General features: G+C 60.8%; 17 protein-coding genes, 2 tRNA genes and 2 pseudogenes. 18 read left to right on the top strand and 3 right to left on the bottom strand.

The window, feature by feature from the left end; all coding sequences use genetic code 11:
- The first annotated feature begins 98 nt into the window (after positions 1 to 98).
- The 18 genes and pseudogenes from OGI63_RS10020 to OGI63_RS09935 all read left to right on the top strand — a co-directional run bounded on the left by OGI63_RS10020 (position 99) and on the right by OGI63_RS09935 (position 20,333).
- A pseudogene (locus OGI63_RS10020) lies at positions 99 to 1,394 on the top strand (methionine ABC transporter ATP-binding protein).
- Positions 1,394 to 2,104, top strand: coding sequence for a methionine ABC transporter permease (locus OGI63_RS10015; RefSeq protein ID WP_004217625.1), 711 nt, complete (start codon positions 1,394 to 1,396; stop codon positions 2,102 to 2,104). Before OGI63_RS10020 ends, OGI63_RS10015 begins: the two are co-directional and overlap by 1 nt.
- Positions 2,105 to 2,208: 104 nt before the next feature.
- Positions 2,209 to 3,372, top strand: a complete 1,164-nt coding sequence (locus OGI63_RS10010; RefSeq protein WP_004217628.1) for a M20 metallopeptidase family protein — start codon at positions 2,209 to 2,211, stop codon at positions 3,370 to 3,372.
- A 219-nt stretch (positions 3,373 to 3,591) separates the two neighbouring features.
- The gene (locus OGI63_RS10005) at positions 3,592 to 5,292 is read left to right on the top strand and encodes an NAD+ synthase (protein ID WP_004217629.1); all 1,701 of its coding nucleotides are present in this window, start codon (positions 3,592 to 3,594) and stop codon (positions 5,290 to 5,292) included.
- Between the two features lie 41 nt (positions 5,293 to 5,333).
- Entirely contained in the window at positions 5,334 to 5,534 is a 201-nt protein-coding gene (locus OGI63_RS10000; protein ID WP_004217630.1) for a hypothetical protein, read from the top strand.
- A gap of 225 nt (positions 5,535 to 5,759) precedes the next feature.
- Positions 5,760 to 8,138: a formate C-acetyltransferase gene (gene pflB, locus OGI63_RS09995; RefSeq protein ID WP_004217631.1), complete on the top strand. Its 2,379-nt coding sequence runs from the start codon at positions 5,760 to 5,762 to the stop codon at positions 8,136 to 8,138.
- A 90-nt stretch (positions 8,139 to 8,228) separates the two neighbouring features.
- The gene (pflA, locus tag OGI63_RS09990) at positions 8,229 to 9,131 is read left to right on the top strand and encodes a pyruvate formate-lyase-activating protein (protein ID WP_004217632.1); all 903 of its coding nucleotides are present in this window, start codon (positions 8,229 to 8,231) and stop codon (positions 9,129 to 9,131) included.
- 100 nt (positions 9,132 to 9,231) lie between these two features.
- Positions 9,232 to 10,533, top strand: a complete 1,302-nt coding sequence (locus OGI63_RS09985) for an HRDC domain-containing protein (RefSeq protein WP_004217633.1) — start codon at positions 9,232 to 9,234, stop codon at positions 10,531 to 10,533.
- 57 nt (positions 10,534 to 10,590) lie between these two features.
- Positions 10,591 to 11,976: a trigger factor gene (gene tig / locus OGI63_RS09980; protein ID WP_004217635.1), complete on the top strand. Its 1,386-nt coding sequence runs from the start codon at positions 10,591 to 10,593 to the stop codon at positions 11,974 to 11,976.
- 74 nt (positions 11,977 to 12,050) lie between these two features.
- Positions 12,051 to 13,448, top strand: a complete 1,398-nt coding sequence (locus OGI63_RS09975; RefSeq protein WP_004217636.1) for a chloride channel protein — start codon at positions 12,051 to 12,053, stop codon at positions 13,446 to 13,448.
- A gap of 125 nt (positions 13,449 to 13,573) precedes the next feature.
- The gene (locus OGI63_RS09970; RefSeq protein WP_035136458.1) at positions 13,574 to 14,161 is read left to right on the top strand and encodes an ATP-dependent Clp protease proteolytic subunit; all 588 of its coding nucleotides are present in this window, start codon (positions 13,574 to 13,576) and stop codon (positions 14,159 to 14,161) included.
- Between the two features lie 2 nt (positions 14,162 to 14,163).
- On the top strand, positions 14,164 to 14,865 hold the full coding sequence (locus OGI63_RS09965) for an ATP-dependent Clp protease proteolytic subunit (RefSeq protein ID WP_004217639.1): 702 nt from the start codon (positions 14,164 to 14,166) through the stop codon (positions 14,863 to 14,865).
- A gap of 101 nt (positions 14,866 to 14,966) precedes the next feature.
- On the top strand, positions 14,967 to 16,295 hold the full coding sequence (clpX, locus tag OGI63_RS09960) for an ATP-dependent Clp protease ATP-binding subunit ClpX (RefSeq protein ID WP_004217641.1): 1,329 nt from the start codon (positions 14,967 to 14,969) through the stop codon (positions 16,293 to 16,295).
- Between the two features lie 89 nt (positions 16,296 to 16,384).
- Positions 16,385 to 16,458: transfer RNA gene (locus OGI63_RS09955), tRNA-Arg, on the top strand.
- 46 nt (positions 16,459 to 16,504) lie between these two features.
- Positions 16,505 to 16,578 (top strand) — tRNA-Arg (locus OGI63_RS09950).
- 166 nt (positions 16,579 to 16,744) lie between these two features.
- Positions 16,745 to 17,965, top strand: coding sequence for a MalY/PatB family protein (locus OGI63_RS09945; protein ID WP_004217642.1), 1,221 nt, complete (start codon positions 16,745 to 16,747; stop codon positions 17,963 to 17,965).
- 85 nt (positions 17,966 to 18,050) lie between these two features.
- Positions 18,051 to 19,299 (top strand): annotated as a pseudogene (gene nhaA / locus OGI63_RS09940) (Na+/H+ antiporter NhaA); the annotation flags it as partial.
- A gap of 230 nt (positions 19,300 to 19,529) precedes the next feature.
- The gene (locus tag OGI63_RS09935; RefSeq protein ID WP_004217644.1) at positions 19,530 to 20,333 is read left to right on the top strand and encodes a TIGR00730 family Rossman fold protein; all 804 of its coding nucleotides are present in this window, start codon (positions 19,530 to 19,532) and stop codon (positions 20,331 to 20,333) included.
- A 62-nt stretch (positions 20,334 to 20,395) separates the two neighbouring features.
- On the opposite strand, the gene OGI63_RS09930 is transcribed toward OGI63_RS09935, so the two are convergent.
- The 3 genes from OGI63_RS09930 to OGI63_RS09920 all read right to left on the bottom strand — a co-directional run bounded on the left by OGI63_RS09930 (position 20,396) and on the right by OGI63_RS09920 (position 24,004).
- Positions 20,396 to 21,067, bottom strand: coding sequence for an O-methyltransferase (locus OGI63_RS09930; RefSeq protein WP_004217645.1), 672 nt, complete (start codon positions 21,065 to 21,067; stop codon positions 20,396 to 20,398).
- 12 nt (positions 21,068 to 21,079) lie between these two features.
- Complete coding sequence (locus tag OGI63_RS09925; protein ID WP_004217646.1) at positions 21,080 to 22,036, bottom strand: succinate dehydrogenase/fumarate reductase iron-sulfur subunit; 957 nt, start codon at positions 22,034 to 22,036, stop codon at positions 21,080 to 21,082.
- 108 nt (positions 22,037 to 22,144) lie between these two features.
- Positions 22,145 to 24,004, bottom strand: coding sequence for an FAD-binding protein (locus OGI63_RS09920; protein WP_004269123.1), 1,860 nt, complete (start codon positions 24,002 to 24,004; stop codon positions 22,145 to 22,147).
- Between the last annotated feature and the right edge of the window lie 26 nt (positions 24,005 to 24,030).

Here is a 24,030-nt window from a genome sequence, read left to right as displayed (position 1 = left end):
CACACACTCGCCATTGGGTCGCGCTACCATATGCGAGTATCCGGCCGCAGTGCAGGCACCGGACGGAACCTCGACGTAAACGGAGAAGTTAGAGGGAAATGACGCAAGAGAAGAACGCCATCATCGAATTCGACCACGTGAGCAAGGTGTATGCCGGGCGTGGCAAGAAGCAGACGAAAGCGGTCGACGATGTCACACTGTCCATTGACGAGGGCGACATCTACGGCATCATCGGCTATTCGGGAGCCGGCAAATCCACGCTGGTGCGCATGATCAACGCCCTCGAGAATCCGACAAGCGGCACGGTGACGGTGATGGGCCAGCAGGTCTCGGGCATGAGCGAGTCGAAACTGCGTGCGGTACGACAGAAGATCGGCATGATCTTCCAGCAGTTCAACCTGTTCTCCACGAAGACCGTTGCGCAGAACGTGGCCTATCCGCTGCAGCTCGACCACTGGCGCAAAGACTATCAGGACAAGCGAGTCAAAGAGCTGCTCGAGTTCGTGGGCCTCTCCGAGCATGCGAACAGGTATCCGGCACAGCTTTCCGGCGGCCAGAAACAACGTGTGGGCATCGCACGCGCGCTCGCCACGAACCCTAAGATCCTGCTCGCAGACGAGGCGACGAGCGCCCTCGACCCCGAGACGACCACCGAGGTGCTTGAATTGCTCAGGAAGATCAATGAGCAGCTCGGCGTGACGATTGTGCTCATCACGCACCAGATGAACGTCGTGCAGCAGATTGCCCACCATGTCGCGGTGATGAGCGGCGGGCGCCTCGTCGAGAAAGGCACCGTGTACCGGGTGTTCGCCGCACCGCAGGAGGAGGTGACGAAGCGGTTCATCGCCACCGCCATGTCGGGATTGCCAGACGAGACACGCGTCGAATAGATGCATCGGGATTGGAGCGGCCGCCTCGTCACCGTGATCGTGCGACAGCACGACATCGACGACGAGAATGCAAACACGCGCATACCGTCCTCAGGACAGAACATCTCCGAGCTCATCTCGAAGCACGGCGTGGCAAGCAACCTCATCTATGGCGGCATCGACACCGTGCAGGGCGTCGCAATCGGCGCAATCACCTACACCTTCGACGGGCCGGAGGCCGAAGTGGAGCCGTTCCTTGCCGAACTCGCCGAAAACAGCGACATCGTCGATTTCGGCACCGCCGCGGAACCGGTCGACTATGCGCAGGCGGTGGAGCGAGCGGGAATTGCCGCCCCCGAGAATCGCGCCGCTGATGACCATGCGAATACGAACGCGCTTGATTTCGAGCAGGTGGACGATGTGGTCACCGTCAGCCGAATCAACGGGCAGGACACCCCGGGAGCGCAAGCCGACACCCGTGTCGCGTCTGATGACGCGAACGGTGCGCGAAAGGAGACGAAGTGATGCATATTCTCGCATTCGACCAGACGACCCTCGCCTCACGCAGTGACTGGAGCGTCTTGAGACCCCTGCTTGGACAATCCGTGGTGCAGACGCTGCAGATGGTGCTCATCACAATCGTCGTCGGAGGCTTCCTCGGTCTCATTCTCGGTGTCATACTCTACGGCACACGTCCGGGCAACCTGTTCGAGAACCGGTATGTGTACCGCATTCTCGACATTCTGGTGAACATCATCCGCCCGATCCCATTCATCATCTTCCTCGCCGCCATGCAGCCGCTCACCATCAAGGTGATCGGCACGTCGATCGGCACCGCGGCGGCGATTTTCCCGATGTGCGTGATGTGCACTTTCGCAACCTCCCGTCTGGTCGAGCAGAACCTCGTGCCCGTCGATCCAGGAGTGATCGAGGCTGCGCGTTCGATGGGTGCCTCGAAATTCACGATCATTCGCACGGTGCTGATCCCAGAAGCCTTGGCACCGCTCATCCTCGCCTATGCCTTCCTGTTCATCGGCGTGCTCGACATGTCGGCGATGGCCGGCTACATCGGCGGCGGCGGCCTGGGTAACTTCGCAATCGCCTATGGTTACCAGAAGTTCGACCAGACCGTCACCTGGACCGCTGTGATCATCATGATCCTGCTCGTACAGGTGGTGCAGTCGATTGCCAATGCGATCGCCAAGCACCTGCTGCGTCGCACACAGAACAACTGAACGATGGGGCGCCCGGATCGGCGCCCCTTTTGCATTGCGCCCATGCTGTATGGGCAACACGGATTGGACTCCGTGACCTCGTTGCCGACTTCGAAGGAGGGCATATGACCGACCATACTGAGCATGTCGAGATTGCGCTGACCGACGAGCTGCTAGGCATTCGCCGCCGGCTCCACCGGCATCCGGAACGCTCATTCAAGGAGTTCGAAACGAGCATGAGGCTGCGCAATCTGCTCGAATCACACGGCATCACGGTGCTGGACAACCCGCTTGACACCGGTGTGATCGGTGAGATCAAGGGAGAGCATGATGGACCGCAGATCGGTTTGCGTGCCGATATCGACGCGTTGCCCGTGCACGAGGACTCCGGACTCGTCTTCGCGTCCGAGAACGAAGGGGTCATGCATGCCTGCGGCCACGACATCCATATGACATCACTGCTGGGGGCGGCATTCTGGCTGGCGGCTCATCGGGAGCTGATCCACGGGACCATTCGATTGGTGTTCCAGCCGGCCGAAGAACTCGGGCAGGGGGCGCGTGCGGTGGCCGATGCCGGATTGGTCGACGGCCTCGACGCGATGATCGGCACACATAACAACCCCGATTATAAGCCCGGTCAGATTGCCGTCGGCGTGGATCCCATGATGGCGGGATGTGTGAAATTCCGGGTGAACCTGCATGCACAGGGCACTCATGCCGGGTATCCGCACCGGGGTACCGGGCCGCTTGAGGCGATGGCGGCGATGGTCCTTTCACTGCAGACCATTGTGAGCCGCAATGCCTCGCCATTCCATCCACTCGTCATCTCGGTGACCGAGGTGCATGGCGGCGACGTGTGGAACGTGGTGCCAGCCGAGGCCGGATTCCAAGGAACAGCACGCTACTTCCACCGTGAGGACGGCGATCTGGCGGAACGCCGATTCAGGCAGGTCATCGAAAGTACGGCTGCCGCCTACGATATTGCCGTGGACTATGTGTGGGACGATTTCCAGCGTCCGCTGGTGAGCGACCCGGATCTGGCGACGCTGGCCATGAGCCATGTGCCGGAATACGCGCAGCTCGAGCCGATTCACCCATCGATGGCAGGGGAGGATTTCGCGGAATACGAGGGCCACACGCGCTTGTTGTTCGCCTTCATAGGATCGAATGGCTCCGGAGGTTGTGCCGACCTCCACTCACCGAAGTTCGTTGCGCTTGATGACGCGGTGAAAACCGGTGCCGAATTCTATGCGAACTCGGCGTTGGAAGTGCTCGAGCATCTGAGCTGAGTGCCATGAGGGGGCGATCGCCGAGGGAGTGTCGGAGCGTTCCCGGAAAGGCTTCGTCACTGGATCGCAAGCGCCCTTTACGTTCCTCAACCTTGCCGGGCGCCGCCTGCGCGTTTGCCCGCCACCAATCACTGATGCCACTGATGCATCGTGCTCCTTCCGACACGCGATGCGCTGAACGGTGCGGTTGTAACGGTGACGGGCCTAGACTAGGAAGCTATGACCAAGCTTCGTTTTGCACTCGCACAGATCGACACCTGTGTCGGCGCCCTCAAGGGCAATGCCGACAAGGTTCTGGAATACGCATCACGCGCCGCCTCGAACAACGCACAGGTGGTGGTGTTCCCCGAGATGACACTCACGGGCTATCCCATTGAGGATCTCGCATTGCGGCGCACCTTCCGTCAGGCCGCCTGGGACACCGCCAATGACTTGGCGCAGCGTCTGGCCGACGACGGACTCGGTTCGCTCTATGTGGTCGTAGGCACCGTGGGCACGGAGCACAGCACACAGAAGCCATACAACCGGCTTGTCGTACTGCACGACGGCGTCGTATGGGCGGGCTATGACAAGCATTTCCTGCCGAACTATGGTGTATTCGACGAATTCCGAATCTTCGCGTCGGGCGACCGTTCGGTGACGATGGACATCGACGGCGTCAGGCTGGGTTTTGCGATCTGCGAGGACATCTGGCAGGAGGGCGGTCCTGTCGCCGATTTTGCCGAGCGGAATATCGATGTGCTCGTGACGATCAATGGTTCGCCGTACGAGGAGGGCAAAACCGATACCAGACTGCAGCTGTGCCGTCGCCGTGCCGCCGAGGTCGGGGCACCGGTGATCTACGTCAACCAGGTGGGAGGCCAGGACGACCTCGTATTCGACGGAGGCACTTTCGTTGTGGATGCGGATGGCACGTTGCTTGAACGCTCGCCGATGTTCGTGGAGGACCTGAGCTACATCGACATCGATTCCGCTGCGGCCACCCAGAAGCCGGCCGACATCGCACCCGAGATGGATCCTGACGGCGAAGTGTACACGGCCTGCGTGCTCGGTCTCAAGGACTACATGGTGAAGAACGGTTTCAACGGAGTGTGCCTGGGACTGTCGGGCGGCATCGACTCCGCTCTGGTGGCCACCATGGCAGCCGATGCCGTTGGCGGTGAGCATGTGCAGGGCATATCCATGCCGAGCATGTACTCGTCGGAGGGGTCGAAGGACGATGCGGCCCAACTCGCCGAGAATCTGGGCGCCTCGTACGATGTGCAGCCGATTAAACCGGAATTCGATGCATTCCAGAAGCAGTTGGATCTCGAGGGCGTGGCCGCCGAGAATCTGCAAGCCCGCATCCGCGGCGTCATCGTCATGGCGTATTCGAATTCCAAGGGGCTGCTGGCCCTGGCGACGGGCAATAAGTCTGAGCTCGCCTGCGGGTATTCCACCATATATGGCGATGCCGTCGGCGGATACGCTCCAATCAAGGACGTGTTCAAGACAAAGGTATGGCAGCTGTCGCGTTGGCGCAACAAAGCGCTCAAGGAAGGTCTGGGGCTCGGGGCATTGCCCGTGGTCGGCTACGACCCGAATGCGGAGGGCGTCGTGCCCGCCAGCGGCGAGCTCATCCCGAACAATTCCATCGTGAAGGCACCGAGCGCCGAACTGCGGCCCGAGCAGAAGGACTCCGATTCGCTGCCTGAATACTATATTCTCGACAAGGTGCTCACCGCCTATATAGAACATTCGGAAGGGCGGGCCGATCTGCTCGCCCATGCGGATTTCGACGAGCAGACGGTCGACACCGTCATGCGTCTCGTCGACCGTGCCGAATGGAAGCGTCGCCAGTATCCGTTGGGGCCGAAGGTGAGCGCGCTCGCATTTGGCCGCGACCGCCGTCTGCCGGTCACCGACGCATTCCGCGAATAACCGCGTAGCTATACCCCATGATGTGAGACAAGGAGAATGACATGACAGAACCGCAGGAGTGGTACTACAATACGGTGACCGGTGAAGTGGAGCTCGGCCCACAGTCCCCGATGCAGAACCGTCTCGGACCGTATGCGACGCGTGAGGACGCCGAGAAGGCGCTCGAGATCGCCAAGAAGCGCAACAAGAAATGGGAGGACCAGGACAGGGACTGGAATAATTGGGGAACGGACAAGAAGTAGTCTGAATGTGTATATTATGTGCATACCCACTTTGGCGGGCGGCCATCCGGAATGGAGGGCGCCCGCCTTGTGTTGTGCAGAATGTGGGCGATGCACAAGTGGAAATGTGACCAAGCTCACGCGTTTGCCGCTGGTCGCGGCACAGCGATTTGAAGTACTATGGATTTTGTTAGAGATGCGGCACAAAGTGGCGTCGTATACAAGCTACACCCAGAAGGAGTGGCAATGTCAGCAATTGAAAACGTGGCCGAGGTGTCCCCGGAAGCCATCAAGGAACAGGCTTGGGAGGGGTTCGTTCCCGGCAACTGGGAGAAGGACATCGACGTTCGTGACTTCATTCAGAAGAACTACACGCCTTACGAGGGTGATGAATCGTTCCTCGCGGATGCGACCGACAAGACGAAGTACCTGTGGAAGTACCTCGACGACAACTATCTGGCGGTGGAGCGCAAGCAGCGTGTCTATGATGTGGACACCCACACGCCGGCGGATATCGACGCCTTCCCGGCTGGCTATATCGATTCCCCGGAGATCGACAATGTGATCGTCGGCCTGCAGACCGATGAGCCATGCAAGCGAGCCATGATGCCGAATGGCGGTTGGCGCATGGTGGAGCAGGCCATCAAGGAGGCCGGCAAGGAGCCGGACCCGGCGATCAAGAAGATCTTCACCAAGTACCGCAAGACGCATAACGACGGTGTGTTCGGCGTCTATACGAAGAACATCAAAGTGGCACGCCACAACAAGATTCTCACCGGCCTGCCGGATGCCTACGGCCGCGGCCGCATCATCGGCGACTACCGTCGTGTGGCCCTGTATGGCGTGGATGCGCTGATTAAGTTCAAGCAGCGTGACAAGGACGCCATCCCGTACCGCAACGACTTCTCGGAGACCGAGATCGAGCACTGGATCCGTTACCGCGAGGAGCACGACGAGCAGATTAAGGCTCTGAAGAAGCTCATCAACCTAGGCAAGGAATACGGACTCGATTTGGCGCGCCCCGCCATGAACGCGCGTGAGGCCGTGCAGTGGACCTACATGGGCTACCTCGCCTCCATCAAGAGCCAGGACGGCGCCGCGATGAGCTTCGGCCGCGTGTCAGCGTTCTTCGACATCTACTTCGAGCGCGATCTCAAGGAAGGCAAGATCACCGAGACCGACGCCCAGGAGATCATCGACAATCTGGTGATGAAGCTGCGCATCGTGCGATTCCTGCGCACCAAGGACTACGATTCGATCTTCTCGGGCGACCCCTACTGGGCGACATGGTCGGATGCAGGCTTCGGCGACGATGGCCGCACCATGGTCACCAAGACGTCGTTCCGTCTGCTCAACACGCTCACGCTCGAGCATTTGGGACCGGGACCCGAACCGAACATCACGATTTTCTGGGATCCGAAGCTGCCGGAAGGCTACAAGCGTTTCTGCGCCCAGATCTCCATTGATACCTCGGCCATCCAGTATGAATCCGACAAGGAGATCCGCAACCATTGGGGTGACGATGCGGCCATTGCATGCTGCGTCTCCCCGATGCGTGTGGGCAAGCAAATGCAGTTCTTCGCGGCTCGCGTGAACTCCGCCAAGGCGCTGCTCTACGCGATCAACGGCGGCCGTGACGAGATGACCGGCATGCAGGTGATCGACAAGGGCATCATCGAGCCGATCCAGCCCGAGGCTGACGGCACGCTCGATTACGAGAAGGTGAAGGCCAACTATGAGAAGGCCCTCGAATGGCTTTCGGAGACCTACGTCGAAGCGCTGAACATCATTCATTACATGCATGACAAGTATGCGTATGAGTCCATCGAGATGGCGCTGCACGACCGCGAGGTCTACCGCACCCTGGGCTGCGGCATGTCCGGCCTGTCGATCGCCGCCGATTCGCTTTCCGCATGCAAGTACGCCAAGGTGTACCCAATCTACAACAAGGACGCCAAGGACATGCCGGGTCACGAGTACGAATATGTCGAAGGCGCGGACGACGATCTGGTGGTCGGCTACCGCACCGAGGGCGAGTTCCCGCTTTACGGCAACGACGACGATCGTGCCGATGACATTGCCAAGTGGGTCGTGTCCACCGTCATGGGCCAGGTCAAGCGCCTGCCGGTGTATCGTGGTGCCGTCCCCACGCAGTCGATCCTCACGATCACCTCGAACGTCGAGTATGGCAAGAACACCGGATCCTTCCCGTCGGGCCACGCCAAGGGAACGCCGTACGCCCCGGGCGCGAACCCGGAGAACGGCATGGACTCCCATGGCATGCTCCCCTCGATGTTCTCGGTGGGCAAGATCGATTACAACGACGCCCTTGACGGCATCTCGCTGACGAACACGATCACACCCGACGGCCTGGGCCGCGATGAGGACGAACGCATCAGCAACCTCGTCGGCATCCTCGACGCAGGCAACGGCCATGGACTGTACCATGCGAACATCAACGTGCTGCGCAAGGAACAGCTCGAAGACGCCGTGGAGCACCCGGAGAAGTACCCGCACCTGACCGTGCGCGTCTCCGGTTACGCCGTGAACTTCGTCAAGCTTACGAAGGAACAGCAGCTTGACGTCATTTCCCGCACCTTCCATCAGGGCGCGGTCGAGGACTAAGGCACGCGAGAGGCGATTTTATCGCCGGTAGGGGCGGGGCTTTTCGGCCCCGCCCCTTTGCATTCGGCTATAGTGATACTGGAGGTAGCCATGTCGAATTCAGAGTCGAATCACGGTGCATCCGCATTCCGCACCACGACGCGGCACATGCTCAAGTCGTCGAAGGAGTACCAGCGCAAGACGCTCATGGGCGGTCTGTCAGGATTCGAATCGCCCATCGGACTCGATCGGCGTGACCGCATCAATGCGTTGAAAACCGGCGACATAGGTTTTGTGCATTCCTGGGACATCAATACGTCGGTGGACGGCCCGGGCACCCGCATGACGGTATTCCTGAGCGGCTGCCCACTGCGCTGCCAGTACTGCCAGAACCCCGACACCTGGAAGATGCGCGACGGCAAGCCGGTGTACCTCGATGCCATGGTGGTCAAGATCGAACGGTACAAGGACCTGTTCGAAGCCACGAAAGGCGGCATCACCTTCTCGGGCGGCGAGTCCATGATGCAGCCGGCATTCGTGTCGCGGGTGTTCCGGGCGGCCAAGGAGATGGGTGTGCACACCTGCCTTGATACTTCGGGCTTCCTCAACGCCAACTATTCGGATGAAATGATCGACGACATCGATCTGTGCCTGCTCGATGTGAAGTCCGGAGACGAGGAGACCTACAAGCGGGTAACCGGGGGAGTGCTCCAGCCCACCATCGATTTCGGACAGCGGTTGAACAGGAGGGGCAAGAAGATCTGGGTGCGCTTCGTGCTGGTTCCCGGGCTCACCTCGTCGGAGGAGAACGTGGAGAATGTGGCCCGCATCTGTGAGAGCTTCGGCGACGCGGTGGAGCATATAGACGTGCTGCCGTTCCACCAGCTCGGGCGTCCGAAGTGGCATGAGCTGCGAATCCCTTACCCGTTGGAGGACCAGAAGGGACCTTCCCAGGCGTTGCGCGACCGCGTGCGCCAGCAGTTCGAGAGCCACGGATTCACGGTCTACGTCTAAGCGACGGCGAATGCGCCGACACATGATCCCTGACACCGGTGTCAGCGCATTCGTTATATTTGACGGTTGAAGGCAAACCGTGCATCAGGAGGGACCTGCGTTGGATTCGGTGAACAAGGAACCGGTGTTGCAGACCGAGCCGAAGGAAGGGGTTCCCGAAGTCACCGACACCTTGGCTGGCTTCGAACTCATCTGCGAACAATACGCAGCGGTGAACACCCCACTGGCCACCGATGCCGAAAGGGCCAGTGGGTACCGGTACGGCCACGAGGACTGGCTCATCCAATTCAAACGCGACGGTGCACCGATAGCGCTGCTCGATCCGATCGCCCTCGATGAACAGGGTGTGGATTGGAATGCGTTCAATGAGGCTGTGGGCGACGCGGAATGGATTCTGCACGATTCACGTCAGGACCTCCCCGGATTCGCCCAGATTGGCCTGAAGCCGCGCCGGCTGTTCGATACCGAGATCGCCGCCAAGCTATTGGGGCTGCATCGGGTCGGCCTCGCCTATGTGACGGCGCATTTCCTTGGCATCACGCTGGCCAAGGAGCATTCGGCAGCCGATTGGTCATACCGCCCGTTGCCTCGCGATTGGCGCAACTATGCCGCACTCGACGTCGAATTGCTCTCCGATCTCGAGCGGGCAATGACGCATGAGCTGAAACGGCAGGGCAAGTGGGAATGGGCGCAGGAGGAGTTCGATTATGCCCTGCACGAGGGATTGCAGCCTCCCAAACCGCATCCGGTGCCGTGGATGCGCATATCGCATATCAATGTGCTGCAACGCGACCGTCGAGGACTCGCCGTGGCCAAGGCGCTATGGACCGAACGGGACCGACTCGCCCGCGAATATGACATCTCGCCATCGTTGCTGTTGGCGGATTCCGCGATCATCGAAGCGGCACAGAGGAAGCCGCACAATGCCAGTCAGTTCCGTGCAGTGCGCTCGCTCAACGAACGGGTGCGCATGCATCTGGGCAACGAGCAGGACAAGATGTTCGAACGCTATGCGCCCATCCAGCGCAAAGTCAAGCCGTCGCTATGGAAACGGACAATCCAGGAGGCGCTGGACCTGCCTTCCGACGAGCTTCCCGAGCTTCCCGGCAAAGCGGCTGGTCACGGTGAGGACGTGGTGAATGCGCCACGGTCTGCGAAATTCTGGCAGACCCATGAGCCCAAACGGTACCGGCAGCTCCAGAGGTGCAAGGCCGTGCTGAACCAGATCTCGCAGGACACCTGCACCCCTACCGACGTGCTGCTCAAGCCGCAGATCCTGCGCAACCTATGCTGGACGGACCATCCACATCGTCGTGATGTGGCCCAATTCCTTGCGCAACAAGGCGCCAGACCATGGCAGGTCGACTTGCTCAGCGAGTCGCTGTCCCGCGCTATCATGTAACGGTTGCCCAAGGGGCAGTTGATATACCAATAGAACAGAACTTTCAGGAGCGCAAGCGTGAAAATCAGCGTAAGGAATCTTGAGCCGACCAAGGCTAAGCTCACCATCACCGTCGACCAGGATGAGTTCGATCCGTACCTCGAAGATGCTCGCAAGGAAATCGCCGAGCAGATTACCGTTCCGGGCTTCCGCAAAGGCCATGTGCCAGGCAAGCTCGTCGACCAGCGCGTCGGCTTCGGTGCCGTTGCGGGTGAGGCCGTGAACAAGGCATTGCCGGATATGTATGCCAAGGCCCTGGACGAGAAGGACATCCGTCCGATGGACCAGCCGCAGATCGAGGTCGTGGAGATGCCGCAGAGCGCCGCAGACGACACCAAGCTCAAGTTCACCGCCACGGTCGAGCGTCGTCCGGAGTTCGAGCTGCCGAATCTCGAGGGCCTCGAGATCGCAGTGGACAAGGCCGAGGTGAGCGATGACGATGTGAACAACCGCCTCGGGACCCTCCGCCAGCGTTTCGCCACCCTCGTGGGTGTCGACCGTCCGGCACAGAAGGGTGACTTCGCCAACATCGACCTGACCGCACAGACCGACGGCGAGACCGTGGACTCCCAGGAGGGCGTGAGCTACGAGATCGGTTCGGGCACCATGCTCGACGGACTCGACGAGGCGCTCGAAGGCCTGTCGGCCGGTGAGGAGACCACCTTCGAAAGCACGCTGGAAGGCGGCGACCATGAGGGCGAGAAGGCCCAGGTGAAGGTCAAGGTCAACTCCGTCAAGGCCGAGGAGCTTCCCGAGCTTGACGACGACTTCGCCCAGGAGGCCTCCGAGTTCGACACGCTCGACGAGCTCAAGGCCGAGATTCGCAAGAACATCGAGGCCGATGCGGAGGGCCGTCAGGCCACGATCGCACGTGATGCGTTCATCGAGACCCTTGAGGAAGGCCTTGACATTCCGCTGCCGAAGGGTGTGCGCAACAACATGGTCGAGCAGCAGCTCAAGTCGATGGGCGTCGAGGCCGGCAAGGCGACCTCCGATCAGAAGAAGGAGGCCGAGGAGGCCGTCGACAAGATGCTCAAGGACCAGATGGTGCTCGATGCCCTTGCCGAGAAGCTCGACGTGCAGGTCTCCCAGTCCGATGTGTTCAACTTCCTCGGCTCGATTGCCCAGCAGTACGGCATGGATCCGAACATGTTCATCCAGGCCCTCATGCGTAACGGCCAGATCGGCTCCGCCGTCGAGGAGGTGGCCCGTTCCAAGGGCATGCTCGCCGGCATGCGTCAGGTGAAGTTCACCGTTGACGGCGAACCGCTTGATCTGAGTGGCTTCCTCGGTTCCGAAGAGGCCGAGGCACAGGCCGAAGAGGATGAGTCAGTTGCCGCAGCGGCTGCAGCGGCCGCCGTCGCCGACAACCTCACCTCGGACGACGGCACCGACGCCGAGTGATCTCATTTTCCTTCAAGACCCCTGCCCTCGGCGGGGGTCTTCCCATATCCGAACGTCTTTGGAGCGCCCCCGATATGTCCACTCCGAGTGAACAAGATTCGCCTCTTTCCTCCTTCGCCCAGCCCCCATGCGCGGAAAGCGGGGGACATTTCGACAACGATTTCGCGACGATGGCGAACACACGTGCCGATGCCACCGGTGAAGGCCGACCGCCGGTGGTCTCCCGCGCTTTCTCGTTGCTCGTCTCCACACTGGTGCTCGGTGCACTCATAGGCATCTGCGCGGGGCTGCTCACATTGCTGCTCTATGCCATCGAACACCTGTGCCTGGGCTTCGTGGAGCATCCGGAACTGCCCGGCCCCTTTCTGACGCCGGCATGGAGGCGTGCGGCATCGGTGTTCGGCGGCGCATCGGTCGCCGCCATCGCATGGTGGGCCCTGCGCACGAAATCGAAGGCGGTCCCGTCGGTCAAACAGGCGGTGGCAGGCAGACTCATGCCTATCTGGCAGACCGTTGCCCATGTGCTGCTGCAGATCTTCATCGTCGGCACCGGTCTGTCGGTGGGCCGAGAGGTGGCGCCGCGCGAACTCGGTGCCATGCTCGCGCAGCGATGCGCACGCATGCTGCGGCTGAATCCGACCGACATGCGCACAATCGTCGCCGTGACCGCCGGGGCCGGTCTTGCCGGTGTCTACAACGCCCCGCTTGCGGGTGCGTTCTTCGCCGTGGAGATTCTGCTCGTCGATGTCAGCGGTGGCACCGTGATCCTCTCCTTCCTCTGCTCCACGCTGGCGGCCTGGGTGGCCACCCTCGTCAAAGGCACGCACACGTTCTACGTGATCGGGCATGTGGATGCGCACTTCTCGTGGGATCTCATGGTTTTCGCCATACCCGCCGGGGTGATTCTGGGCGTTTGCGGCGCGTTGTTCCGCAAAGGGTCGCAGTGGGCCGAGAGGAACAAGGCGGCCGGCAATGCGATTCTATGGATGCTGCCGCTCGCCGGTGCAGTGACCGGCATCGTGGCGATTCGGATTCCGCAGGTGATGGGCAACGGCCGCGCCACCGCCCAGCTGGCATTCTCGGGCACGCCGACGATGTCGCTGATCCCATTGTTGTTGCTGTCATTCGCCGCCAAGGCGCTCATCACACTGTTCACGATTCGCGCGGGCGCCTCCGGCGGCGTGCTCACGCCGGGCATCGCACTCGGCGCATCGATGGGATGCATCCTCGGGATCCTGTGGATGCAGATGACCGGCACGAACTCAATCGGCGTCTACGCGCTGCTCGGCGCCTGCGCCCTGCTCTCCGCCTCGCAGAACGCCCCGCTCATGGCGATGTGCCTGGTGATGGAGCTCACCGAGGCGCCGATGAACCTGTTCGTGCCGGTGGTGTTTATTTCCATGATCTCTTTGCTCGCCTCGCACGCGACGCTGAGTGTGGTGGAACGCCGGTCGGTGACTGTGCTCGGCTGACGCGCGAATCTGTTCGCCGTATTCGGCAGACGGGGAATAGATTGCCGGGAGAGCTGGTTTGTACACATAGGAAAATCTGCAAAGATTAAGGAGACAACGTGAGTGATTTGATCACGTCCCCTCGCATGGCTGGTGAAGACATGCCGGCGGGTCCGGCCGATCCGATTTTCAATCGACTGCTCAAGGACCGCATCATCTGGCTGGGTGAGGAGGTCAAGGACGATATGGCGAACCGCATCTGCGCACAGATGCTCATGCTCGCCGCCGAAGATCCAAAGAGCGACATCTGGCTGTACATCAACTCGCCGGGTGGCTCGATCACCGCGGGCATGGCCATCTACGACACGATGCAGCTCATCGAACCGGATGTGGCCACGGTGGGCATCGGCATGTGCGCTTCGATGGGCCAGTTCCTGCTGAGTTCGGGCACGAAGGGCAAGCGTTTCCTCACCTCGCACGCCCGCGTGCTCATGCACCAGCCGTCCGGCGGCATCGGCGGCACGACCACCGACGTGCGCATCAACGCCGAACTCATCATGGACATGAAGAAGACCCTCGGCGAGCTGACCGCGGAACAGACCGGCCACACGATCGAGGAGATCTACCGCGACAACGAATACGACCACTGGTTCACCGCCGAGGAGGCGTTGGAGTACGGCTTCGTGGACAAGCTCGTCTCCACGCACGAGACGATGAACAGCGATAAGGAGTAAGCATGGCATCCGAAGAAGCACAGTTCGTCGCCAGGGCCGAGCGTCTCGCAGGCCCTGCAGGCATTGCCGGTTTCCAGCCCGCGGCCGCGCGTGACCGAGCCCTGGCCGCGCAGAACCGGTACGTGGTGCCGGAGTTCACTGAGCGCACGCCTTACGGCATGAAGACACAGAACCCCTACACCCGTCTATTCGACGACCGCATCATCTTCCTGGGCGTGCAGGTGGACGACACGTCCGCCGACGACATCATGGCCCAACTCCTCGTGCTGGAGAGCATGGATCCGAATCGCGACGTGATGATGTACATCAATTCGCCGGGCGGTTCGATGACGGCCATGACTGCCATCTATGACACGATGCAGTACATCAAACCCGATGTGCAGACCGTGTGCCTCGGCCAGGCGGCATCCGCGGCGGCGATCATTCTGGCGGCGGGTACGAAGGGCAAGCGTCTCATGCTGCCGAACGCCCGCGTGCTCATCCACCAGCCTGCAATCGACCAGGGCTTCGGCAAGGCCACCGACATCGAGATCCAGGCCAAGGAGATGATGCGTATGCGCGAATGGCTCGAGAACACGCTTGCCAAGCATACCGGCCAGAGCCGTGAACGCATCTCCCGCGACATCGAGGTCGACACGTTCCTCACCGCTTCGGAGGCGAAGGAATACGGCATCGTCGACGAGGTGCTCGAGCACCGCTCCTGACGCAGCCTGACGAATGCGGTAATCTGCGATCTGTTCTAGAATGACGGGTGCGTGCCCAGTGCACGTGCCCGTTTTTGTATGCATGCGGAATGAGGGTGAATATGGGACGTGTGGTCAGCTATAACGACGGCGTGCAGCGCTGCACGTTCTGCGGCAAAAGCGAGCATGAGGTACACCGTCTGGTGGCCGGTGCCGGCGTGGCGATCTGCGACGAATGTATTGGCCTCTGCGTGCAGATCCTGAGCGAGGAGAACGCCAAGGACTCGCGTCTTGAGGTGTTGAAACTGCCGAAGCCCTCGCAGATTCGCGATGTGCTCGACCAATACGTGATCGGGCAGAACGACGCCAAGCGCACACTCAGCGTGGCGGTCTACAACCATTTCAAACGCGCGCAGATTGAACGCCACGATGCCAATGCACACCGCCAGTTCGAGCAGTCCAGGCTTGCGGATTCGACACGTTCGATTCTCGATCCGCTCGACGAGGTGAGTGTGGCGAAGTCGAACATACTATTGCTTGGACCGACCGGCGTGGGCAAGACCTACCTGGCGCAGACATTGGCGAAGGCGATGCAGGTGCCCTTCATCATCGTCGACGCCACCTCCATCACCGAGGCGGGCTATGTGGGCGATGACGTCGAGATGGTGCTGTCACGTCTGCTGCAGGCGGCTGACGGCGACGTGGACCGTGCGCGACACGGTATCGTCTACATCGACGAGGTAGACAAGATCGCGCGCAAGAGCGGCGACAACACGTCGATGACCCGCGACGTCTCCGGCGAGGGCGTGCAGCAGGCACTGCTCAAGATTCTCGAAGGAACGCTCGTACATGTGCCGGTCGACGGCGCACATAGGCACAAGGACGGCGAGACGGTGGAACTCGACACCAGCGACATCCTGTTCATATGCGGAGGCGCCTTCGTGGGGCTCGACGAGATCGTCTCGCGCAGGCTGGGTCGGCATGAAAGCGGTTTCGGGGCGTCGTGGCGCGTGAATCCGATCGACGAACACGAGATATACAGACAGGTGAATGCCGACGATTTGGCGGAGTTCGGCCTGCTTCCCGAATTCATAGGGCGCCTGCCGGTGGTGTGCACGCTGGGAGAACTCACGGTGGACGATCTGAAGGACGTACTCACCAAACCCACGAACGCGCTGCTCAAGCAATACCAGAAACTGTTCTCAGTCGATGGGGTCACGCTCACGTTCACCGACGCCGCCGTCGAAGCCATCGCCAGCACCGCACTGGAGCGGGGAGTGGGTGCCCGAGGGCTTCGTTCGATCATCGAATCGATTCTCGAGGAGACGATGTTCGAATTGCCGAACATGGACGATGTGACCGAAGTGGTGGTGAATGCCGATTGCGTGACGGAGGGCGTGCCTCCGCAGATGGTCCGGCCCGAGCGGCGACGTGTGATCCATGCCCTGTGAATGCCGTCATCTTCACGATTTCGACACGCCGAAGTTGTGATTGACCATGAAACGTTGTATGTTAGTCGAGTTGCCTGAAGCAAGCAATTGCGCGAGTAGCCCAGCGGATTAGAGCAGCTGACTACGGATCAGCAGGTCGCAGGTTCGAATCCTGTCTCGCGCACTTGGCTATGTGAACTGTGTGCAAATGCATGCGATTCAGGTAGCATGCGCGAGTAGCCCAGCGGATTAGAGCAGCTGACTACGGATCAGCAGGTCGCAGGTTCGAATCCTGTCTCGCGCACAACAAGCCCTTGAACGTGCATACGCTCAAGGGCTTTTCCAATTGCATGCGGCGCGATGTTGGCCGTAACCCATTCGTGAACTGTGGTGTTGCCGCCGTAACATGGCGACGTTAAGCTGACCCACCGTATGAGAGAACAGACCGCAGCGACGGAGGGAAAGGGAATATGTACGATTTCGAAACCTGGCCAGAGCGGCACGACACAACTTCGGTGAAATGGAAGATGATCGAGACCGAGCTGGGTGTCGGTCATGAGGATGTGCTGGCGTTGTCGGTGGCGGATATGGAGTTCGTCACGCCGCCGGCCGTCGTCGAGGCGCTTGTGGATGCTGCTCGCAATGATGTATTCGGGTATGACTATGCCACCGACGAGTACTTGGCCGCCGTGTGCGACTGGATGCGCCGCCGCCATGGTCTTGAGGCCGATCCGAAGCTCATCTCGCTTTCGGCGGGCGTGATGCCGGCGGTGAACACGGCGTTGCGTGCGTTCACCCATCCGGGCGATGCGGTGATCATCCAGCGACCTGTGTACTACCCGTTCACGAACGCGGCCATGAACAATGGTCTGGAGATCCTCAACAACGCCCTGCTGTTTGATGGGGAGACCGGTCGGTATTCGATGGATTTCGAGGATCTGGAACGCAAGGCCTCCGACCCGCGCTGCAAGGCGATCATGCTGTGCAATCCGCACAACCCGGTGGGCCGTGTGTGGACGGCCGAGGAGCTGCGTATGCTCGGCGACATCTGCGTGGCCAACGATGTGATGATTCTATGCGATGAGATCCATGGCGATCTTGAACACCCCGGGCACGCCGTGACGATGTTCGGCACGTTGGGGGAGCGGTATGCAGACCATCTCATCGAGTTCACCGCACCGTCGAAATCATTCAACCTGGCGGGTCTGCTGTGCTCGAACGCGATCTTCCACAATGCCAAGGTGAAGCAGGAGTTCGACATCGCCGCGGCGAAAACCGGCGGCAGCACGGTGAATCATCTGGGCATGGTGGCATGCATGGCCGCCTATGCCCGCTGCGAGGACTGGTTCGAGGAGATGCTCGCGGTGGTGCGGCGTAATCTCGACACCGTACGTGCCTTCGCCGACACCCACGACGGCATACGGCTCATCGAGCCGGAGGGAACCTATCTGGCATGGCTGGATTGCCGCGGGCTGGGCCTTTCGAATGATGAGCTGGAGACGTTCATGCACGAACAGGCGAGGCTCTATTTCGACGAAGGATATCTGTTCGGCCAGGAGGGCAGTGGTTTCGAACGCATCAACCTCGCTTGCCCTGTGCGCGTGATCGAGCGGATGTGCAGGCAGCTAGACGCAGCGCTTTGCAAGCTGGGAGTGGGACCCGTGGCCGCGGATTTTGCGGATTGTGTATGAGCGGGGGCGTCCCATTGGGCGTATGGCGGGTGAATGCGGCATAATGGATAGCTGGATATTGGCATAGGAGTACAGCGAGGGCGGCATGAGCAACAGGCAGCGTGGAGTGTGGGCATCGATTCGGAAAGTGGCGGCATCCGACCGCATATCAGGTCTCATCATGCTCGGATTCGCGTTGCTCGGTCTGGTGCTGGCGAATCTGCCGGCGACCTACCACTGGTTCGAAGAGCTTTCGCATTTCCATCTGGGCATTCCGGGAACCAACATTGACATGGGGTTGGGCCATTGGGCTCAGGACGGCCTGCTGACGATCTTCTTCCTGGTCGTCGGGCTCGAGCTGCGTCAGGAACTCACCACCGGCTCGTTGTCGAATGTACGCGCGGCCGCGGTGCCGATGCTCTGTGCGGTGGGCGGCATGTTGGTGCCGCCGGTGCTGTTCGTTGCCGTCATCTCACTGTTCTCGAACTTCGGTGCCGGAGATCCGGGCAGCCTCATCATCGCGAACGGTTCGATGTTCAGTTTTGCCGAGACGGCACACGGATGGGCGATTCCCACGGCCACGGACATCGCATTCTCGCTGGCGGTGCTCGCGCTGTTCGCCAAGGCGTTGCCTGGCTCGATCCGTGCCTTCCTGATGACGCTCGCCACGGTGGACGATCTGTTGGCGATCATTCTGATCGCCGTGTTCTTCTCGTCGCTCAACGCCTGGTACTGGTTTGTGGGCATTGCGATCTGCGCGGTTGCCTGGTACTTCCTGGTGCGCATGAAGAAGGTGCCATGGTTCGGCGTGGCCGTCATAGGCATTCTGGCTTGGGTGATGATGTACGAGGCCGGCGTGCACCCGACATTGGCCGGCGTGCTCGTGGGATTGCTCACGCCTGCACGTGCCATGTACGGCGAACGTTCGCCGCGTGCCGAACGGTATGCCGACAAGCTGCAGCCGTTCTCGGCGTTGCTGGCATTGCCCATCTTCGCCTTCTTCGCCACTGGTGTGCACTTCGATTCGATCACCCCAATGTTGCTGGTCTCTCCGGTGGTCATCGCCATCATCGTGGCGCTGTTCGTGGGCAAGCCGCTCGGCATCATGGCCACCGCATGGCTGTCCACCCACATCGGCCCGTTTGCGATGCCCAAGGGACTGCGCGTGCGCGACATGTTCCCGGCTTCAATCGCCTGCGGCATTGGCTTCACCGTCTCCTTCCTCATCGCATCGCTGGCGTATGCGAACGCTGAGCTTTCCGCGGAGGCCAGATTCGGCGTGCTTCTGGGGTCGCTGGTGGCGGCTGCGGTGTCGGCGGTGCTGCTGAGCCGGCAGTCGGCCAGATTCGCCCGCATGGACTCCGTCGAGGAGCGTTTGGCCGCGATGGAACGCCCCCTCGAGGCCACGCGCACGCTCCGGGATGGCACCGTTGTGGTCTCCCAGACCATGGGTAGGGATGCCGAGCAGGATCTGGCGCAACTCAAGGAAGAAGACTCCCGCAGCTGAGGTGGCCATGTTACATGGCCGGGGTCTGCACTCGCTACACTCGCAGTTGGAAATACACCACAGAATCGAAGGAGTGGCATGCAATCCAACAATGAGGAGAATGCGAATGGCGGGCAGACGATGAATCATGCGGAGGAGCCGCTCGGACGGACCTATTCGCAGGGACCGGTGTTGTTGCGCGGCAAGATGATTCCAAGTGAAAGCACTTCGGAACGCTTCCTGCGCAATGATTCCGACACGGATTGGCTGCATCGCGACCCATGGCGTGTACTGCGCATTCAGGCCGAATTCGTGGATGGCTTCGGATCGCTGGCCGAGCTCGGTCCTGCCGTGAGCATCTTCGGTTCCGCACGTGTCGAGCCCAATACGAAGGACTACAAGGCCGCCGTCGCAATGGGCGCGAAGATCGCCGAGCGAGACATTGCCGTCATCACGGGAGGCGGCCCGGGCATCATGGAAGCGGCGAACAAGGGTGCTGCCAAGGCCGGGGGCAAATCGGTGGGTCTGGGAATCGAATTGCCGCATGAACAGGGGCTCAACAAGTGGATCAACCTCGGCATGACGTTCCGCTACTTCTTCGTGCGCAAGACGATGTTCATGAAGTACTCGTCTGGCGTGATTGTTTGCCCCGGCGGCTTCGGCACGTTGGACGAGACCTTCGAGGCGCTCACGTTGGTACAGACGCAGAAGGTGGCGAAAATGCCGATTGTGCTCTTCGATTCCGCATACTGGCGAGGGCTGTTCGATTGGATTGACGGGCCGGTGCGTGAACGGGGCATGATCTCGAACATCGATCCCGATCTGGTGACGATCACCGACGACATCGACGAGGCCGTCGATGTCGCCACCAGCATGGTTCCCAGGCAGACCGGTGCGCACTGATCCGTATGGCATGGTGGTGCGAATCACGGGAATCCAATTCCGATCCGCTCCACCATGCCGAATTATTGCAATGTGGCGATGAGCATACCCCAGCCGGTCTGGGAGAGTGCGGAGATGAAGCGGTCGTCATCGGTCACGGCGTCGATGAGTTCGCGCATGGCCACGGCCTTGTCGCCGCGATCCGCCGGGTTGGTGAGACCGCCTTTGGAATCCGGCGATTCCATGGCCAACACATCGGTGAAAATGATCACGCCATGTCTGCGCAGCAATCGCGGTGCCTGCTCGTAGGCGGCAGGGTAGTTCGAGGCATCGCCGCATACAACGATGAGATCGTAGTCGTCGCCGTTGAGACGCGACAAGAATTGGGTTGGATCTGCGTTGACGGTGCGCAGCGTGGCCCGGGTCATCGTGGCGGCGGTGCGGAATAGTCTCTTGATCTGGCTATGACCTTGAGGTGTGGAGTCGACGGCAGTGAGTTTGTCGTCGTCATTGAGTGAACAAGCGATTCGAGCCGTCTGTACCAATGATCCGGTGCCGATCACAATGACCGACGATGCGCCGGACATCGTCTTGAACATGCTGAGCATGGCGCCTTCGCATGCGGAGACCGACGGGTCGTTGTCTTCCTGCATCAGCGTGCGCGCCTCATGCACAAGGTCGGGTTCAAGCGCGAATTCGCGGGTTTCAATCCAATCCCATGCCCGCGCATGGTTTTCGAATGACGTTCTGTCCATATTCATTCTTCCTTACCGCTCTTTCACCTGCGCAATGAGTTGCCAGATCTCCTCGCCCACGTCAATGCCGCGGGGGCACTGCCTAGAGCATGCCCGCACCGACTGGCAGGCCTGCACGCCATCGGCGGTGTCAAGGGCCTCAAGGCGTTCCTCGGTTGCAGTGTCACGCGAATCGTTGATGAATCGCGCCTGATTGATGAGCGCCGCCGGGCCGATGAACGCCTCGCCGCCGGCATAGACCGGGCACGCCCCCTCGCACACGCCGCAGGCGATGCAGTTGCTGAGCAATTCATACTTGGCCAGTTCCTGTGGATTCTGCAGATACTCCAGCACATCCACCTTGCCGTCCTCACGGGTCTTGATGGCATTGTGGTGAATGAGGTAGGGTTTGAGACGGCGAATCTGTTCGAGCATCGAATCGATGTCGGCGACAAGATCGCGCTTGACCGGGAAACCGGGAAGTGCGGCGAGTTCGATGACACCCAGATGATCCCCCTCGTCGATCTGATGTGCGAGATCCTCCTCGAATACGTTGGCGTTGTCTGCGTCGTCGACATCGCCGGTACGGCGGAATCCCTCGTCGTCGGGGTAGGAGATGTTGGGTAGCCGCTGCACCCAATCCTGCACTTGTGCCGTGCACAGCAACGTGGGTGTGCCGTTGACGGCGACGGCATCCGAACCGCACATGCCATGGCCGCAGGAATAGCGGAATGCCAGTGTCGGGTCGATATCGCGTTTGATGGTGAGCAGACAGTCAAGCAACGTGTCTTCAGGACGCACGAGCAACTCGTATTCCTGCACCCAGGATTTGCCGCGTGGCCTGCCGGCGCGTGCGGAATCCGCGAACGGCGAGCCGCCGCGCCTGCCGAACGGACTTGACGAATGTCGGCGCTCCCGTTCGGGACGCGGGGTGAAGCGGTGCACACGCAATGTCACCGTCGCTTGGATGACGGAGGATGGGGAGCTCATGCAATGCCTTTCCACAGTGTCGAATACTGTCTCATATTGTATATGCGCGCGCATGCAAAAGCCGTGACCGGTGCAACATTCACACGGTTGCGCCGGTCACGGCTGGAATCAGTACGAGCGCGAGCCTGGTTCGATGTCTACGATGTTCACCGGCGCCCAGCTGACGTCGCCGTTGAGGTTCACGAATGAATGCCTGAGATATTCGGCATCGTTACGCTCGGGGAAATCGCTGCGATAGAGCGAGCCGCGGGACTCCTCACGGGCGCGTGTGGCCGTGAGCATGGCCAGCGCGAGTTCGCAGAGATGATGCGCCTCGAGAATCGCGGTGATCTCCTGGTTGAACACTTTGGAATCGCTATGGGCATGCAGTAGCTCAGAACGTGGAATGAGGTCGTTTCGTAATGCGGCCATTGCCTTGTCGAGCAAAGTGGCGTCGGTGACCACGGCTGCATGCGCCTCCATGAAGGTGCCGAGATCGGCGATGAGCGCATAGGCGTTGTCGCTCTGGGACGTTCCCTCTGCAGAGTCAGCGGATTCGAGCAGTGTGTCGATGATGCCTTTGCGTCGATTCGACGCATCGACGAGTTCCTGCGCAAGGGCGTGCGTGTCACCTTCCACATCCGATGCGGCAACCGGATCGGATGCCACTCGGGTGGCGATGGAGCGTCCGGCGCGAGTGCCGAACAGACATGCGTCGAGCAGGGAGTTTCCTCCAAGGCGATTGGCTCCATGCACGCTGACGCACGAGCATTCGCCCGCCGCATACATTCCCGTTATAATCTGACGCCCGTCGGCTGTGGGAATGTAGACTTCGCCATCGACGGTGATTGGAATGCCGCCCATCGTGTAATGCGCGGTCGGTTTGACCGGCACGAGGTCCGTGGCGGGATCGAGCCCGGCATAATCCCGGATCGTTTCGACCACCTGTGGCAGCACCTCATGCATTCGGGTGGCGTCGATGCCGGTCATATCGAGCCATACACAGTCCTTGGGCCCTTCCGGATCCTTCGGGTCGGCGACGCCCCGCCCGGCCATAACCTCGCTGCGAATGGCCCTTGAAACCACATCACGCGCGGCCAGGTCCTTGTGCTCGGGCGCATAGTGTTCCATGAATGCCTCTCCCGTGGCATTGCGCAATACGCCACCTTCGGCCCTCGAGGCCTCCGAGAGAAGGATTCCGGTGTGCGCCAGACCAGTGGGATGGAACTGCAGGAACTCGGTGTCTTCGAGATCAAGACCCGCCTGCAAGGCCAATGCCATGCCATCGCCAGTGAGATCGTGGGAATTCGACGTCGTATGGAACAGGCGTCCGGCACCGCCGGTCGCCATGAGCACGTTGCGCGCGGCGATGGCATGGGTCGTGCCGGTGGCGACGTCGTAGGCGACCACACCTTCGCTGGCCGTATGATCGGCGTTGAGTACAAGATCGGTCACGTACCATTCCTCAGCGAATGCAACGCCCTGTGCCACGCATTGCTGCCAGAGGGCGAACAGAATCTGGTGGCCCACCCGGTCGGCGGCATAGGCGGCACGTTTGACCGGGGCTTTGCCGAAGTCGCTGGTATGGCCTCCGAAACGCCGTTGGGCGATTCTTCCATCCTCGGTACGGGAGAAGGCGACTCCGTCATGCTCCAGGTCACGTACGGTGTGGGCGGCCTCCTTGGCCAACAACTTGGCGGCATCCTGATCGACGAGCCAATCGCCGCCTTTCACGGTGTCGTAGTAATGCCATTGCCATTCGTCGGGTTCCATGTCGCCGAGGCTGGCGGCTATGCCGCCTTCGGCGGATCCGGTATGCGATCGCAGGGGTTGCAACTTGGAAATCACCAACACCTTGGGCTCGATGCCCCGATCCCTGAGATCAGCGACCTCCTGGCTGCGGTAGAATCCCAGCGCTGCGGACAGACCGGCCCCGCCCGCACCCACGATCACCGCATCATACATGTCTTCAACCTTGGTTGGACTCATACCTCGATTCTGCCATAGGGCCTGAC

The organism is Bifidobacterium sp. KRGSERBCFTRI (assembly GCF_025908335.1).
The sequence above is the reverse complement of the archived record's forward strand: the minus strand, read 5'-3'. Positions and strand labels throughout refer to the sequence as shown.